This window comes from Haliea salexigens DSM 19537 (assembly GCF_000423125.1).
Taxonomy (GTDB): Bacteria; Pseudomonadota; Gammaproteobacteria; order Pseudomonadales; family Halieaceae; genus Haliea; species Haliea salexigens.
Genome location: NZ_AUHJ01000001.1, coordinates 43,943 through 59,982 on the forward strand (window position 1 = coordinate 43,943; position 16,040 = coordinate 59,982).

Annotated in this window: 13 protein-coding genes; 1 reads left to right on the forward strand and 12 read right to left on the reverse strand. The window is 61.0% G+C overall.

The window, feature by feature from the left end:
• Positions 1–5: 5 nt before the first annotated feature.
• From G533_RS0100255 to G533_RS0100280, 6 genes are read right to left on the reverse strand one after another with little or no spacing between them, the layout of a single operon-like run.
• Positions 6–323, reverse strand: a complete 318-nt coding sequence (locus G533_RS0100255) for a Rieske (2Fe-2S) protein (RefSeq protein ID WP_027948214.1) — start codon at positions 321–323, stop codon at positions 6–8.
• Between the two features lie 47 nt (positions 324–370).
• On the reverse strand, positions 371–1,330 hold the full coding sequence (meaB, locus tag G533_RS0100260) for a methylmalonyl Co-A mutase-associated GTPase MeaB (protein ID WP_027948215.1): 960 nt from the start codon (positions 1,328–1,330) through the stop codon (positions 371–373).
• A gap of 4 nt (positions 1,331–1,334) precedes the next feature.
• Entirely contained in the window at positions 1,335–3,497 is a 2,163-nt protein-coding gene (scpA, locus tag G533_RS0100265) for a methylmalonyl-CoA mutase (protein ID WP_027948216.1), read from the reverse strand.
• 23 nt (positions 3,498–3,520) lie between these two features.
• Entirely contained in the window at positions 3,521–3,931 is a 411-nt protein-coding gene (gene mce / locus G533_RS0100270; protein WP_027948217.1) for a methylmalonyl-CoA epimerase, read from the reverse strand.
• 10 nt (positions 3,932–3,941) lie between these two features.
• Positions 3,942–6,755, reverse strand: a complete 2,814-nt coding sequence (locus G533_RS0100275; protein WP_027948218.1) for an ATP-binding protein — start codon at positions 6,753–6,755, stop codon at positions 3,942–3,944.
• A gap of 38 nt (positions 6,756–6,793) precedes the next feature.
• On the reverse strand, positions 6,794–8,527 hold the full coding sequence (locus G533_RS0100280) for an acyl-CoA carboxylase subunit beta (RefSeq protein ID WP_144079741.1): 1,734 nt from the start codon (positions 8,525–8,527) through the stop codon (positions 6,794–6,796).
• 315 nt (positions 8,528–8,842) lie between these two features.
• On the opposite strand from G533_RS0100280, the gene pabB reads away from it, so the two are divergent.
• Positions 8,843–10,201 carry an aminodeoxychorismate synthase component I gene (gene pabB / locus G533_RS0100285; RefSeq protein ID WP_035525767.1) on the forward strand — a complete coding sequence of 453 codons (1,359 nt, stop codon included), beginning with the start codon at positions 8,843–8,845 and terminating at the stop codon, positions 10,199–10,201.
• A gap of 260 nt (positions 10,202–10,461) precedes the next feature.
• Here the strand turns inward: pabB and thrH are convergent, their stop codons facing one another.
• The 6 genes from thrH to yajC form a co-directional block, all read right to left on the reverse strand.
• Complete coding sequence (gene thrH, locus G533_RS0100290) at positions 10,462–11,079, reverse strand: bifunctional phosphoserine phosphatase/homoserine phosphotransferase ThrH (RefSeq protein ID WP_027948221.1); 618 nt, start codon at positions 11,077–11,079, stop codon at positions 10,462–10,464.
• A gap of 83 nt (positions 11,080–11,162) precedes the next feature.
• Positions 11,163–12,137, reverse strand: coding sequence for an HTH-type transcriptional regulator CysB (gene cysB, locus G533_RS0100295; RefSeq protein WP_027948222.1), 975 nt, complete (start codon positions 12,135–12,137; stop codon positions 11,163–11,165).
• 129 nt (positions 12,138–12,266) lie between these two features.
• Positions 12,267–13,166, reverse strand: a complete 900-nt coding sequence (locus G533_RS0100300; protein ID WP_027948223.1) for a 5'-nucleotidase — start codon at positions 13,164–13,166, stop codon at positions 12,267–12,269.
• Positions 13,167–13,249: 83 nt separating this feature from the next.
• Positions 13,250–14,599 (reverse strand): alanine/glycine:cation symporter family protein, encoded by a 1,350-nt coding sequence (locus G533_RS0100305; RefSeq protein WP_027948224.1) that lies wholly within the window; start codon positions 14,597–14,599, stop codon positions 13,250–13,252.
• 18 nt (positions 14,600–14,617) lie between these two features.
• Positions 14,618–15,634: a 1-aminocyclopropane-1-carboxylate deaminase/D-cysteine desulfhydrase gene (locus G533_RS0100310; protein ID WP_035525771.1), complete on the reverse strand. Its 1,017-nt coding sequence runs from the start codon at positions 15,632–15,634 to the stop codon at positions 14,618–14,620.
• The gene (gene yajC, locus G533_RS0100315; RefSeq protein WP_027948226.1) at positions 15,634–15,969 is read right to left on the reverse strand and encodes a preprotein translocase subunit YajC; all 336 of its coding nucleotides are present in this window, start codon (positions 15,967–15,969) and stop codon (positions 15,634–15,636) included. The genes G533_RS0100310 and yajC overlap by 1 nt, the downstream gene beginning before the upstream one ends.
• Between the last annotated feature and the right edge of the window lie 71 nt (positions 15,970–16,040).

The window sequence follows — 16,040 nt, forward strand, 5'->3', positions numbered from 1 at the left end:
CGGCGTCAATCGGGAAGCATGCACCCGACTTCATTGCCCTCGTAGACCAGTGGCCAGGTTTTCAATGCGCGGCAGCGTTCTTCAGAGGCCTGCAACAGCGCGCCGTCCGTCAGCCGAAAGCGGTAGCGGTGAAGCGGACACTCGATTTCGCCATTGCGAATCGACGCCACATCGAGCGCATGCTCCCGGTGCGGACAGCGGGACTCGAACAGATACAGCTCGTCATCCTGCATCGCCAACAGCAACGCCAGCTCATCGATGCGAAATTCGCGCCGGTAACCTTCGTGCAGATTGATCAGTTTTTCCAGCGGCCGGAAGCGCATGTGGGCACACTCAGCGGAGAATCACAAAGGCATAGTAGCAGCTGGGATCAGAGCAGGTCGATCAGCTGGCGCGCCGCGGCGTAAGGGGTGGTCGTACCCTCCTCCACCGCCTGTTCCAGTTCCGGCAGCAGCGCGCGTATGCGAGGGTTCTGCTGCAAGCGCTGCAAGAGAAGATTGTTCAGCAGCGAGCGCATCCAGTCGCGGTTCTGCCGCGCGCGCTTGGCGTTGAAAGCGTTTGCCTTGCGGGCCTCGGTCGAATAGTCCACCAGCATGCCCCACACCGCGTCTATATTGCGGTTCTTCAGCGCCGAGCAGGTCATCACCCGCGGTGTCCAGAAGGTGGTCTGGCGCAACAGATGCATGGCGGCGTTATAGTGCTGGCCGGTCTGCTTTGCCAGAAGCTCACTGTCGCCGTCGGCCTTGTTGATCACCAGCGCATCCGCCATTTCCATGATACCGCGCTTGATGCCCTGCAGCTCATCGCCGCCACCAGGCAGCATCAACACCATGAAAAAGTCGACCATACCGGCGACCTGGTATTCAGATTGGCCTACGCCCACCGTCTCCACCAGGATGACGTCGTAACCAGCCGCCTCACAGAGCAGCATGGTTTCGCGCGTTTTCTGTGCCACGCCGCCCAACGCCCCCGCGGCCGGCGATGGGCGGATAAACGCCTCCTCGCGCCGCGAGAGCATCTCCATGCGGGTTTTGTCGCCGAGGATGGAACCACCGGTGCGCGGCGAGCTGGGGTCCACCGCAAGCACCGCTACGCGCTTGCCCTGGCTGATGAGGTAAAGGCCAAACGCTTCGATGAAGGTGGATTTGCCCACCCCCGGCACACCGGAGATACCCACCCGAATGCTGTTACCGGTTTTCGGCAACAGTGTTTCAAGCAGGGTCTGGGCACTCTCGCGGTGCGCCGCAAGCGAGCTTTCCACCAGCGTGATGGCTCTGGCCAGGGCGCGGCGATTGCCCGCCTGCAGAGCTTCCAGGTCGACAGCTGTCATGGCGTCAGGCGTTGCCCTGTGCCTCGTTGACCGCATCCAGCACTTCGCGCGCGCACTGTGGAATAGGCGTACCGGGGCCGAAAATGCACTTCACGCCCGCCTCATAGAGGAAGTCGTAGTCCTGGCGCGGTATCACCCCGCCAGCAATCACCACGATATCGTCGGCGCCCTGCTTGCGCAGTTCTTCGACCAATGCCGGCACCAGGGTCTTGTGCCCGGCGGCCAGCGAAGAGGCGCCCACCACGTGCACATCGTTTTCAATGGCCTGACGCGCCACTTCTTCCGGGGTGGAAAACATCGGCGAGAGGTCGATATCAAAGCCAACGTCGGCAAACGCTGTGGCAACCACCTTGGCGCCGCGATCGTGGCCATCCTGGCCCATCTTGCACACCAGCATGCGCGGCCGGCGACCGTATTTCTCTACAAATGCATCGATATCCATACTGATACCCTGCCAGTTTTCATCGTGCTGGAAAGCGGAGCCGTAGACGCCGGATACGGTTTGCGCCTGGGCGTTGAAACGCCCGTATTCGCGCTCCAGCGCAAAGGAGATCTCCCCTACCGTTGCGCGGCGGCGTGTCGCCTCGATGGCCATTTCCAGCAGGTTGCCTTCACCACTCACCGCTGCCTGGTAAAGCTGTTCGAGGATATCCTCTACAGCACCTTCGTCGCGTCCCTCGCGCACACTGGCGAGGCGCGCCAGCTGGGATGTGCGCACGGCGTCGTTGTCGATCTGCAGTACATCGACCTCGCTGGCATCGTCAGTGCGGTACTTGTTAACACCCACAATCACGTCTTCACCGCGGTCGATGCGCGCCTGCTTGCGCGCGGCCGCCTCTTCGATGCGCAGTTTGGGCATGCCGGTTTCAATCGCCTTGGCCATACCACCGGCCGCCTCGACTTCTTCGATCAGTTCCCAGGCCTTGTCCGCGATGGACTGGGTCAGGCTTTCCATCATGTAGGAGCCGCCCCAGGGGTCCACCACATTGGTAATACCGGTTTCTTCCTGAATAATGAGCTGCGTGTTGCGGGCAATACGCGCCGAGAACTCCGTGGGCAGTGCAATCGCCTCATCCAGTGCATTGGTGTGCAGTGACTGGGTGCCACCGAATACCGCCGCCATGGCTTCAATGGTGGTGCGCACCACGTTGTTGTAGGGATCCTGCTCCGTCAAGGACCAGCCGGACGTCTGGCTGTGCGTGCGCAGCATGGAGCTCTTGGGATTCTGCGGTTCGAATTCCGCCACAATCCGGGCCCATAACAAGCGGGCCGCACGCAGCTTGGCAATCTCCATGTAGAAATTCATGCCGATGCCCCAGAAGAAGGACAGCCGCGGCGCGAATTCGTCGATGCTCAGACCCGCCGCCAGTGCCGTGCGGATGTATTCCTTGCCATCCGCCAGCGTGTAGGCCAGCTCCAGGGCGGCATTCGCCCCCGCTTCCTGTATGTGATAGCCGGAGATGGAGATGGTGTTGAAACGCGGCATATTCCGCGAGCAGTGCGCGATGATGTCACCGATGATCTTCATGCTCGGTGCGGGCGGGTAGATGTAGGTGTTGCGCACCATGAACTCTTTCAGGATATCGTTCTGGATGGTGCCCGCGAGCTCTTTTTGGCTAACGCCCTGCTCTTCCGCGGCCACGATGTAGCCCGCCAGAATGGGTAGTACCGCCCCGTTCATGGTCATGGATACCGACACCTGGTCGAGCGGGATACCGTCGAACAGGATCTTCATGTCCTCCACGGAGTCGATCGCAACGCCCGCTTTGCCCACGTCGCCCGTCACACGCGGGTGATCGGAATCGTAGCCGCGGTGAGTGGCCAGGTCGAAGGCGACGGAGATGCCCTGCCCGCCCGCAGCCAGTGCCTTGCGATAGAACGCGTTGGAGGCTTCAGCAGTAGAGAAGCCCGCGTACTGACGAATAGTCCAGGGCCGACCGGCATACATGGTGGCCTGAGGGCCACGAATGTAGGGCGACAGGCCCGGCATGGTGTTCGTGTACTCAAGCGCCTCGATATCCTCGGCGGTGTACAGTGGTTTGACCGCGATATCTTCCGGGGTCTGCCAAGTCAGTGTATCCAGCCCTTTGCCACGCAGGCTTTTTTCCGCTTCTGCGCGCCAGGCTTCAGGGTTGGCTTCATCCCGGTTATAGATCTTGTCGCTCATAATCGCTGTCTCCGCTCGCCCGCTCAGTGCTCGTCGCCGGGCTGGTTGATTTCAATGAGTACGCCGTCACAGCTCCTGGGGTGAATGAAAATCACGCGGGAGTTGTGCGCACCGGGTGTCGGCGCCTCCGAGAGGAACTGGTAGCCTTTTGCTTTCAGGCGCGCCACATCCTCCTCGATATTGTCCGAGCGGAAGCAGAGGTGATGCAGGCCGCCCCCACGCTTCTCCAGGTAGGTGGCGATAGGCCCCTCCCCGTTGAGCGGGTGCACCAGTTCAATATTGGTCGGCGGCAAGGGAAAGAACGCCGTGGAGGTCTTCGCCGGCACAACGTCCTCAGTGCCCTCGAAGGGCAGCCCGAAGTCTTCCATGAAACGCTTGATGGCCTTCTCGAAGTCCGGCACGGCAATGGCAATATGATCCAGCGCGGTAATCATTCGGAGCTCCTCAGATAACTTGCTGCAGAAAACGTGCGGTGGATTCCCGGCGCTGCAATGCAACCGTCTCGGGAGACACTTCCTCGATCTTTTCGTCCGGTGTCACCTTGAACAGGGTCTGCCCCTTGTGGATGATCACACCGTCGGTATCGAGCAGCACTTTGTCTACCGTGCCGGCGAAGGGCGCGTAGACCTTGTTGAACATCTTCATCACTTCAACAATGTACAGCGGATCACCGGCTTCAAAGTGATCACCCTCCTGCACATAAAGCTCATGTTGGGGGGATTCCCGCCCGTAGAACATACCGCCGCTTTCGGCGAGAATTTCGTCAGACTTTGCCACCGGTGGCGGCACCAGCACCTTGGCCATGCGGTGCTGCAGATCGCCGTCAAGCAGGCGCTCGGGAATGTGAACGGTGAGATCCTCGTTGACCGTGAGGTCAAAGAAACCCGTCGTCTCGGCAATACTGGGCAGTACCGCGAGGATATCCACCCCGGACTGGAAGCCCGCATGCGCCGCGCGCACCTGCGTCCAGCTCTCTGCCGTGAACCCGTCAGGTACTGCGGAGTCGGCCAGTACGCTCTGCAACTGCACCCAGTCGCCGGCGTCCAGCCGCTGCGACAGCTCGGTGTAGAAATCGAGCGCGTCCTGCAGCAGGTCGTGATCGTGATCCCAGATCACGGTAGCAGCGGGTGCCTCCGGGCTGTAATCCATGTTCAGGAAGTGATAAGTGTCGGCGAGCATTTCGACCGGGTTTTCGTTCCAGCTCACTTTGCCGTCGATCAGGGTATAACAGTCGCGGTTGATGCTCAGCCATCCCGCCAGGATGTGCGGTTCTGCCAGCAAACGCTCGAGAGGCCGCAACAGCAGGGTGGACTTCAGCTCCAGGCTGGATTTGAGTGCTTTTGCCGCCTCGTCACCCTGCCCGTTGAGCGCCGCCCGACTGATTTGCTGCCACGCGTACTCGATATCGAGCTTGTCCGCCTCGGCTTTCAACTCACCGACTGCCGTGAGATAGGGCACGATAAAGCGGGTCGTTGGCCGCGCGTTGATATTCTGGCCTATGAACCAGTTGACCAGCCCGTAGTGAAACTCCAGGTTGGTCGCCAGGTCCTTGCCGCGCATACGGGTGCGGCGTATCACCTCGGCCATGCGCTCGTAGGTTTCCAGGCGCGTGTCACCCACGGTCAACAGCAGGGCAATGTTGGAGTCGTAAGCACCCGCAAGGGTGTACTTCATGAAGACATCAGTATCGGGGTTGTGCAGGCTGATACCCTGATCGTCGCGAATTTCACCGTCGAGTGCATCGCTCCAGCCTTCGATAACCCCGCCAGCGGAAGGCTGCAGCGCCTGGTTGGTCGCATTCAGCCGCGCTTCCACCGAGTCGTTGTGACGCAACACGCGCTCCGGGCGTGGCAAGGCAGAAGCGTGCGCTGCCAGCAGCACCATGGCTTCCACCAGTGACTGCACAATAAAGAAGTCGCGCTCATCGTCCGGGTTGGTGAACTTCAGCGAATAGCAGAGCTCCGTCACCCGGTGTTCAACCTGGATGCGGGTGTTCATCTCCATGAAAAAGTGCTTGTCACGATCGACAATACACTCGAAAGTTGAGACAGAATCCAGGCCGACCGCCGCACCAAAGCGCGCCGCCTCGTCTTCCATTTCTTCCAGGGTCAGGAGATCCTGGCGCAACACAGCCGCTTCCGTGCTGTTTCCAGACGCCTCCGCCTGCGCCAGTGCAGTCTGCAATGACTCAATCGTCACGGATACCTCAAGCAGCTTCTGCTCGTGCATCTGCAAGGAACAGTCGCGGCCACCCAGGGTGATGCACCATTCGCCATTGCCGATCACCTGGATTTCCTGGTGACGGGTTGTTTCGATGTTCAGTTCAACGAGAACGTTTTTGTTGTCGCCAACCCCCGTTGTTTTCACCTCGTTGAGGATTTCCCGCACCAGCTCCGGCGTGCGATCTGCCTCGCCAATACCGAGAATACGCTGGCCCTTGCCGCCGCCGCCGCTGATTGCCTTCAGGCGCACGCGGTTCTTCGGGTAATCCTCGGCCATCCGCTTCACAGCCTCGGTGAGCGTTGCACACAGTTCGTCGACTGTGTAGAGGTCCACACCCTTCTCGTAGGAAGCCGCCAGCACGGTATCCGCCTTGTCTTCCAGGGTGATATCCGGGTTATCCAGCTGCTCGTTATCAACCGCAAGGTCATTGGCGGCACACAGGGCTTTCAGTGCGGCAACGTCAGGGTGCTTCTTGAGCAGGGTAAGCGCAGTGCCGTTGTCGATACCCGGAGTAACCGATACACCCGCCTTCAACGCCGTACGCTTGGCTTCGTCCTTGAGGCCGGCATCGTGCACCGTACGCGAGCAGGGGCCAATAAAGTTAAGGCCGGCACGCTCCATAGCCGCCACCATGGCCTGGTCTTCCGCCATGAAGCCATAGCCGGCGAAAATGGCGTTGTAGCCGTTGTCGTGGGCAATACTGATGATTTGCGCAATGCGCTGGTCGCGTTCTTCCTTGTTCGCCCCGGTGTAGTCCGGCACGCGGTGGACACGATCCGGGTCTGTCAACGAGCGCAGTTCAGGCGCCTGGGCGTTGCGGTAGACAATCGAGTCTTTCTCCGAGAGCAGGATACCGAAATGCTCGATACCCATCTCGGTGAAGACATCCATCGCCTCTTTGCGAATGGGGCCGCGACAGATAATCAGCGGCCGCAAGCCCGAACAATCGAAGCGACGCACCCAGGCGGAGGGATGCTCCGCCTGGCGGCGGTCGCGGTGAATCAGGGGATTGCGCAAGTAAAATTCATTGGACACGCGGTATTTCCTCAATCAGGCGATGGCCGTGGCCGTGGTCAGTGAAATTCGCGCTGCACGGAGGCAAGCGGTTCAGGCGTGTAATGCCGCAGGCAGAAATCCATGTGCTCGGCCAGTACCGTGCGCAGGTCTGAAGGCATGACGATCTGCGAGATAGAGCCGAGGCTCAGCGCCTCATTCGGGTTCATCAACTCCTGCTCATAACGCTGGGCGAGTGCCTGCTCTTCCGACTTTACCCAACCCTGCACGAGTTGCTGCGCTGCTGCGCGGGCTTCCTCATCCGACAGACCGGCCGCTTTTTGCGCGTCGGTCTCGGCGGCGACTTTGCCCGCTACGCTGCCGCGGATACGTCGCAGTTCGTCCTTGTAGACGTACTCTACGCCGGCAGGCCCCATCACCGCGACGCGGGTGGTCGGCAGCGCTACCACGAAGTCTGCCCCGGTGGGGTAATTGTTGTAGGACGCGTAGGCACCGCCGAAGGCGTTGCGCACCAGCACCAGGAAGCGCGGCGTGCGCAGGTCGACGATGGCATCCAGCATCGCGCGACCCGCCTGCACAATACCGCCGGCTTCCTGCTCGCGCCCGGGCAGGAAGCCCGTGGTGTCCTCGAGGAAAATAATCGGGATGTTGTACAGGTTGCAGAAGCGGATAAAACGCGCGTTCTTGTAAGCTGCGGCGATGTCGATCTGACCCGACGCCACCGCGGAATTGTTCGCCACAAAGCCGACAACATTGCCGCCCATACGCCCCAGCGCGGTAATGGTATTGCGTGCACGTTCCGCCTGAATTTCCAGGAAGTCGCCATGGTCGCACAGCTGCTGAATCAGGATGCTGATATCCACCGGAGTGTTGTATCCCGTGGGTGAGTTGAACGCTTTCTTCAGCAGAATATCGATGTCCCAGGTCTTGCGCGTGACCGGGTCAGAGGACGCCTGGTACGGTGCCAGGGCACTGTTGTTGTCCGGCAGGTACTTGAGTAGTTCGCGCACCTTGCGCAACGCGGCGACTTCATCGGGTACCACGAAATCAGTCACACCACTCTGGCTATGCACACCGGGACCACCCAGTTCATCCGGCGTCACGTCTTCGCCCAGCACCGACTTTACCACCCCGGGACCCGTGAGGCCGAAGAAGGTGTCATTGGGCTGAATCAGGAAACTGCCCTGCCGCGGCAGATACGAACCACCGCCAGCGTTGAAACCGAACATGCACATGATGCTGGGCACAACACCCGAAATTTTGCGCAGTGCAGTAAAGGCATCTGCGTAACCGTCGAGCCCGCCGACACCCGCAGGGATGTAGGCACCGGCCGAATCGTTGAGGCCCACCAGCGGAATTTTGCGTTTCGCCGCCAGCTCAAACAATCGCGCCAGCTTCTTGCCGTTGGTGGCATCCATGGAGCCTGCGCGCACCGTGAAATCGTGGCCATAAATGGCGACATCACGCCCGTTGACCTTGATCAGCGCCGTAACCAATGAAGCGCCATCCAGATTCGGGCCCCAGTTCTGGTAAAGCACCGTGGGGGCATCATCAGCGAGACACTCGATACGCTCCCAGATCGTCATGCGTTTTTTCTGGTGCTGACGCTGTGTGTTGCGCACGCCAGCGGCACGCAGCGGACGCTGCTGCAGCTCCCAGCCCGCCTTCAATGCCTTTTCATACAGGCCGGGTTGCGAAGCCACCTGGCCCGGCACGCCAAACTCCCGCTCGGGCGCGCTGGCGAAGGGGTTCTGCAGAGACGCAATCAATTCTGAATCAGTGCTTTTCTTCATTCTGTTTCCCATGCTGGTACGTTACCGCTCCGTGGAAGCCGGCAACAGCTTCTACCTTCTGTCGAAGTTCCCGGGTTTACATGCGACGGCGGCCGGGCTTACGATGACTGCCCGCCCGAATTCGGCGCACCACATTAATTCCATGCCCCTTGAATGTCAATTTAACGACACTCAAATACGAGTGTCGAAGACCTCGCAAATGCTCAGGTTTTCCCGCCCAGATACCGAAGATTGCGTAATTTTTGCGTTGGTTTCCTACGAATATATGAGGCGTCAACATTGGACCTCCCCCGTCCGGCGAGCCGGGGTAACGCCGTGAAACTGCACATCGACGAGCTGCCCTGGCAAGCGGATAGCGCGCCTTTGTTCGCAGCGTTGCGCGACCTCCCCGGCGCAGCCTGGCTGGACAGCGCACAACCCTGGGCCAGCGGCGGTCGCTATGACATCCTGGTGGCGGCCCCCATTGCAGAAACGCCACAGGCCCCGGATACCAGCGCGCCCAGCAGCTGCTGGAACCGCTATCTGCAAGCGCTGGCCGACTTGCACCGGGAACGGTATGCGACTATCGCACCCGCCAGCCAGCGCCTGCCCTTCTGTGGCGGACTGCTGGGCTACCTGGGCTACGAGCCCGGCAACACCCTGCATGGGGTAACACACCCCTGCGTATCCGAGCCCACCTCGCCCGCTGCAGCCATAGGCTGCTACGACTGGTGTATTGTGCAGGACCATCTACTACAGCGCTCAGCATTGGTGGCCATGCCGTGGGTTGCGAGCAGCGCGCGGGCCGACATTCGCGCCAGACTGGCAGCGGCCAATCACACCTTGCGGCCTTTCACCCTCAGCGGCAGCTTCCAGCCCGCCATGAGTCGCAGCGATTACCACAGCGCCTTTGCCCACATTCAGGACTACATTGCAGCGGGCGACTGCTACCAGGTCAACCTTGCACAACGCTTTGACGCCACCTACAACGGCGACCCATTCACCGCCTACTGTACCCTGCGTGAAGTGGCTGCGGCACCCTTTTCCGGCTACCTCGAGCCCGCAGCGGAACAGGCGCTGCTGTGCCTGTCACCTGAGCGCTTCATCTCCCTGCAGGGGCAACAGGTAGAAACGCGCCCTATAAAAGGCACCCGCCCCCGCTTTGCCGACCCGGCACGTGACCTGCAAAGCGCCACCGCATTGCGGGAAAGCCCCAAGGACCGTGCCGAAAACCTGATGATTGTGGACCTGCTGCGCAACGACCTCGGGCGCAGCTGTGTGCCGGGCAGCATACATGTCGAACAGCTGTTCGCACTGGAAAGCTATCCCACCGTACACCATCTGGTGAGCACTATCCGTGGCGAGCTGGCAGCCGGGCGCGGACCAGCCGACCTGTTGCGCGACAGCTTTCCAGGCGGCTCCATCACCGGCGCGCCAAAACGCCGTGCCATGCAGATCATCGCCGAACTGGAACCCTGCAGCCGCGAGGCCTACTGCGGCTCACTGCTGTATATCAGCGCCGACGGGCACATGGACAGCAACATCGCCATCCGCAGCCTGGTCGCCAATCACGGCAGCCTGCGCTGCTGGGGCGGCGGCGGTATTGTGGCCGACTCCGAAGTAGACCAGGAATACCAGGAAACCTACGACAAGGTCGGACGCTTCCTCAGCACACTGGAACAGCGATTTCGTTAAGTATCGGCGAGGGCGCGCGTGCCCGTGCGGGGTGTCCAGGACCGTTGGCAGCACGGATGCTGCCATCAAGCCCCATAGATAGATTCTCGACGATTCAACCAGAGCTCGCGGGGGCGCGCGTGTCCGTGCGGGGTATGCAGGACCGTTGGCAGCATGGATGCTGCCATCGAGCCCCCATGGACGGGTTCACGGCGAGTCCGGCATACCCCGCACGGACACGCGCGCCCTAACCACCTAAACCGCGAATACCACCCGCAGCATTAAACACTCAACGCCCGCTCACTGGCCTCAACAAACGCCTGCTTCAATGACGGAAAGTCATGCAGCGCCTTGAACTGCGGAAACTCGTCAATCACATTCTGTGGCGCGTGGAACAGCAGCCCCACATCCGCCTCTGCCAACATGGTGGTGTCATTGTAGGAGTCCCCCGCCGCGATAATGCGGTAGTGCAGACTGTGCAGGGCCTGCACCGAAGCCCGCTTGGGATCCTTCTGCCGCAACTTGTAGTCCACCACCCTGCCCGTATCATCCACTTCCAGACGGTGACAGAACAACGTGGGCCAGCCCAACTGGCGCATCAGCGGCGCCGAGAATTCATAGAACGTGTCCGACAGGATAATCACCTGAAACCGCTCGCGCAGCCAGTTGAGAAACTCGGCGGCACCCGGCAGCGGTTCCAGCGTGGCAATCACCGCCTGGATATCGTCGATCTTCAGGCCGTGCTCATCCAGCAGGCGCAGGCGCTGTTTCATCAGCACATCGTAGTCGGGAATGTCGCGGGTAGTGGCGCGCAGGGCGTCAATGCCGGTTTTCTCCGCAAACGCAATCCAGATTTCGGGGATGAGCACCCCTTCCAGGTCAAGGCAGGCCAGTTCCACGCTGTGTACTCCAAGAGGCTTTCAGGAAGCGGCCCAATCTACCCAAGCGCCGCACGGGCCACAAGCGCAACAGGCACAAAAAATCAGTACACGGGCAACTCAATGTCCGCGAACAGTGCCTCCAGCTCGGCTTTGCTGTGGTGAGCAAACGCTTCCTTGACGATATCCCGGGTCAGATGCGGCGCAAAGTCCTCAATGAAGTCGTACATATAGCCGCGCAGGAAGGTGCCGCGACGACAACCGATGCGGGTCACGCTGCTGGCAAACAAGCGCGTGGCATCCAGCGCCACGAGGTCCGAGTCCGCGCGCTCGTCGTAGGCCATGGCGGCAACAATGCCGATGCCAAGACCCAGGCGCACGTAGGTTTTGATGACATCGGCATCAGCAGCGGTGAACACGACTTTGGGCACCAGACCGCGTGCTACAAAAGCCTCGTCGAGTTTCGAGCGCCCGGTGAACCCGAACACGTAGGTCACAATGGGGTGCGCGGCTACGTCTTCCAGCGTCAGCTCGGAAAGCTGGGTCAGGGGATGATCGCGAGGCACCAGCACGCAGCGGTTCCAGCGGTAGCACGGCAACATGATCAGGTCACTGAACAGCTCCAGTGCCTCGGTGGCGATGGCGAAATCTACCGTGCCATCCGCCGCCATTTCGGAAATCTGCATCGGTGTGCCCTGGTGCATGTGCAGCGACACGTCCGGGTAGCGTTCAATGAAAGAGCGGATGGTCGCGGGCAAGGCGTAGCGCGCCTGAGTGTGCGTGGTCGCAATCGAGAGGCTGCCCTTGCGCTCATTGGAATACTCCTGGGCCACCTGCTTGATGCTCTCCACCTTGCGCAGCACTTCCCCTGCCGTTTGCAGAATGGCTTCCCCCGCCGGCGTGACGTGGGTCAGATGTTTACCGCTGCGGGCGAAGATCTCCACGCCCAGTTCATCTTCGAGTAAACGGATCTGCTTGCTGATACCCGGCTGCGAGGTGTACAGGCTCTGTGCCGTTGCCGACACATTCAGGTCGTGGTGGGCGACTTCCCAGATGTAGCGCAGTTGCTGCAGTTTCATACCCAAACCTCTCACCTCACGCGCTCACCACAGGGCCGCGGTGCGCGGGAGCTTATACAGAATAGTAGTTAAAGCTGGCTGTTGCCAAGAGCAATGGAATAACAGACCCGTAGAATAAGAAACCGTGGGCTAGCGGTTGGCAACGCCGTGTGGCACATGGCCGGTGGCAATGTGCGGACTGGCGAGCTGGCAGTGAGTCTCCTGATCGTCAAAAAACACATCCGCCTGGTAGGCGCGCAGGAACTCGGTCTTGTTCAGGCCGCCGAGAAAGATGGACTCATCAATACGAATATTCCAGGCACGCAGCGTGCGGATGACACGTTCATGCGCCGGCGCCGAGCGCGCGGTCACCAGCGCGGTGCGTATGGGTGCCTCACTGGCGGGAAACGCCTGCTGCAGGCGATGCAGCGCCGCGAGAAAGGGTTGAAACGGCCCGCCACTCAACGGTGTGCGCGCTGCCGCGCGTTCGCTGGCAGTGAAGGCTTCCAGCCCCTGCGACTTGTAGACCTGTTCGGCCTCATCGGAGAACACCACGGCATCGCCGTCAAAGGCGAAGCGCAGCTGGTCGGTGCCTGAATTGCCGCTCTTATTGGACACCAGCGTGGCCGCGGCCACCCCACAGGCGAGCGCATAGCGCACATCCTCGGCTTCGTTGGAAAGAAACAGCTGGCACCCGAAGGCGTTGATATAGCGCCAGGGGCTTTCGCCGCCACAAAAGGCCGCCCGGGTGATCGGTAGCTCGTAGTGCTGGATGGAGTTGAACACGCGCAGGCCGGTGTCGGCACTGTTGCGCGACAGCAACACCACTTCCACGCCCACACTGTCGCCCAGCAGGGAATTCAGCCGCAGCATTTTCTGCACCAGCGGGAAGGCCTCGCCGGGTGCCAGCGGTTCTTCTTCGTGCGCGATCTGGTATTCGGAATAGGCCTTCAGGCCGTCCTGTTCGAACACCTGATGGCTGGCATCCAGATCAAACAGCGCGCGCGAAGAAATCGCGATAACAAGCTTGTTGGGGTTTTCATCTGCCATGGCGGGCAGTGTAACCGCAACCCTCCTGCGCGCCTAGCAACCGTGACACGGGATGCCGGGGCGCCCCGAAAGGCCGCTGCAGCTCAGGCCTCCGGTGCGGGCTGACCGTCGAAATAGGCCCGGCTGATGCGAAACACCAGCGGCGCCAGCAGGATCAACGCAATCAGGTTGGGGATGGCCATGAAGGCGTTGAGGGTGTCGGCAATCAGCCAGACCAGCTCCAGGTCGATCAGCGTACCCACCGGAATGGCCAGCACCCAGAGTAGGCGGAAAGGCAAGCTCGCACGGATGCCAAACAGGAAGACGGCGCAACGCTCGCCATAGAACGACCAGCCAATCATGGTGGTGAAGGCAAACAGGCAGAGCCCCAGGGTCACCACGTATTCACCCCCGGGCATGCCCTGGGCAAACGCCATGGATGTCAGGCTGGCGCCACTGACCCCGGTGGGCAGTACATCCATGATAACAATGACCAACCCGGTCATGGTGCAGACGACCAGCGTGTCGATGAAAGTACCCAGCATGGCGATCATGCCCTGCTGGACCGGCTGACTGGTCTGCGCCGCAGCGTGTGCGATAGGCGCGCTGCCGAGGCCTGCCTCGTTAGAGAAGATGCCGCGCGCGACGCCAAAGCGAATCGCTGCCCAGACCGTCGCCCCGGCAAAGCCCCCCGCTGCGGCCGAGCCACTGAAGGCTGCGTTGACGATGGTGACCACGGCCGCCGGAATCGCCGTAACGTGGGTGACCAGTACCAGCACCCCCATGATGATGTAACCCAGTGCCATCATTGGTACCAGCCAGCTCGCAACGCGCGCAATCCGCTTCACGCCTCCGAGAATCACCGCGGCCACGAGGCACATCAGCACCAGACCCGTTGCCAGCGGCGGTACAGCGAGAAAATCCTCGAGGACCTGTGACACCGAGTTGGACTGCACCGTGTTGGCAATACCAAAGCCCGCCAGGGTACCGAAAATCGCAAAGGCCCAGGCCAGCCAGTGCCAGCGCTGGTGCAGCCCATTGCGAATATAGTACATGGGCCCACCACTGTAGTTACCCGCTGCGTCCTGCTCCCGGAAACGCACAGCGCAGACTGCTTCGGCGTATTTGGTTGCCATACCCACCAGCGCCGTAATCCACATCCAGAACAGGGCACCAGGGCCACCGAGCACGAGTGCAGTGGCGACCCCGGCGATATTACCGGTACCGATGGTTGCCGAGAGTGAGGTCATGAGTGCGCTGAAGGGAGAAATATCACCCTGCCCCTGCCCTCCCCGGCCACTGAAAAGAAGGCGGAATGCGCGCGGGATATTGCGCAGGGTGAGGAAGCGCAAGCCTATGCTCAGGTAGAGGCCGGTGCCCAGCAGGAGAACCAGCATCACAGGGCCCCAGGCCCAGCCATTGATTGTGGTGACGAATTCGCCGAATGCCTGCATCATTATTGTGACCCTGAATTAACCGCTGGCGGCGGTGTGCAAGAAACCGAACTGGTCCGCCTGCGGGAACACACCGAATACGCCCCCGGAGTGCAGAAATACAATATCGCGTTGATCGTCGAAACGGCCCGTCGGCAGCTCCTTTACGAGCCCATGGAAGGCCTTGCCGGTATACACCGGATCGAGCAATACGCCCTCCAGTGCCGCCAGGTCTGCGATAACCCGCAATACCTCAGGGCTCGCCACACCGTAGCCCGCACCGACGTACCCATCGATCACACGCGGTGTGACCGTTGCTGCGGGTTGGCCGGGGAAACGGCTGCGCCAGTCCGCAACATCCGTCGCAACCTTGTTGAGGAAATACGCTTCATCGTCACAGACGTTGACGCCCCAGACCGTGAGCGGCAGAGCGTGCAGGGTCGTGCCCAGGGTGAGGCCAGCCTGGGTGCCGCCGGAACCCGTGGCGGTCACCAGATGGGCCGACTCGATATCCGCCCGGGCGAGGTCCTCGCGCAGTTCCTCGCAGGCGGCAATGTAGCCCCAGATACCCAGCCCATCGCTGCCGCCGGTGGGAATCACCAGCGCCTTTTTACCCCGCTCTGCATAGTGTACGCGCCAGGCTTCAAGCAACGCAGGCAGTTCGGCAACATAGTGGCTCTTGGGATAGCAATTGATGGTGGCACCGGCCAACTGACCGAGCAGATAGTTGCCCTGCCCCGTAAGCGGTGTGTCCCCGCGCAGCACGAGGTGTGCCGAGAGGCCGGCCTGTGCCGCGGCAAAAGCCGTTGCGCGACAATGGTTGCTTTGCAGACCACCGCAGGTGATCAGCGTGTCGTAGCCTTCGGCGAGCGCATGCGCAACGATAAATTCGAGTTTGCGCACCTTGTTGCCACTCAGCAGACAACCGGTCAGGTCATCGCGCTTGATCCAGAGCCGCTTGCCACAGCCCCAGCGCTCAGTGGCCCGGGGCAGGTACTGCAAGGGGGTGGGGCGCTGGGCCAGCGCAATCCTTGGCGGCAGCGCAAGCCCTTTCATCAGCCGATCGACTTGAGGGTTCCTTTCGGCAACACCGCGTGGATATGGATGCGCTGGAACTTCATGTCGACATTATTCGCTACGTTCAAGACCACATAGTTGTCGTCGAGCCCGGTGATACGGCCGAGGATTCCGGAGCTGGTCACCACTTCGTCACCCTTGCCGAGCGCGGCCACCATCTGCGCATGCTCTTTCTGGCGCTTGCGCTGTGGACGGATGGCGATGAAGTAGAACAGCGCGAAAAGCCCCACCAGAAACACAATCTGGAAGATCTCGCCGCCACCCTGGGCGCCACCCTGGGCCTGGGCGTGAGCACTGGCAATGAACAAACTCATGACAACTCCTTGCAGCCTGCGCCGACTGGCGCGAGCGGTAACGGGGGGAAAATAACAGGCGCCAAATGTAC

What these genes read in the sequence shown, in the direction of transcription:
- G533_RS0100255 (WP_027948214.1), bottom strand. Translation starts at nt 323, where the DNA reads ATGCGCTTCCGGCCGCTGGAAAAACTGATCAATCTGCACGAAGGTTAC.
- meaB (WP_027948215.1), bottom strand. Translation starts at nt 1,330, where the DNA reads ATGACAGCTGTCGACCTGGAAGCTCTGCAGGCGGGCAATCGCCGCGCC.
- scpA (WP_027948216.1), bottom strand. Translation starts at nt 3,497, where the DNA reads ATGAGCGACAAGATCTATAACCGGGATGAAGCCAACCCTGAAGCCTGG.
- mce (WP_027948217.1), bottom strand. Translation starts at nt 3,931, where the DNA reads ATGATTACCGCGCTGGATCATATTGCCATTGCCGTGCCGGACTTCGAG.
- G533_RS0100280 (WP_144079741.1), bottom strand. Translation starts at nt 8,527, where the DNA reads ATGAAGAAAAGCACTGATTCAGAATTGATTGCGTCTCTGCAGAACCCC.
- cysB (WP_027948222.1), bottom strand. Translation starts at nt 12,137, where the DNA reads ATGAAACTGCAGCAACTGCGCTACATCTGGGAAGTCGCCCACCACGAC.
- G533_RS0100300 (WP_027948223.1), bottom strand. Translation starts at nt 13,166, where the DNA reads ATGGCAGATGAAAACCCCAACAAGCTTGTTATCGCGATTTCTTCGCGC.
- G533_RS0100305 (WP_027948224.1), bottom strand. Translation starts at nt 14,599, where the DNA reads ATGCAGGCATTCGGCGAATTCGTCACCACAATCAATGGCTGGGCCTGG.
- G533_RS0100310 (WP_035525771.1), bottom strand. Translation starts at nt 15,634, where the DNA reads ATGAAAGGGCTTGCGCTGCCGCCAAGGATTGCGCTGGCCCAGCGCCCC.
- yajC (WP_027948226.1), bottom strand. Translation starts at nt 15,969, where the DNA reads ATGAGTTTGTTCATTGCCAGTGCTCACGCCCAGGCCCAGGGTGGCGCC.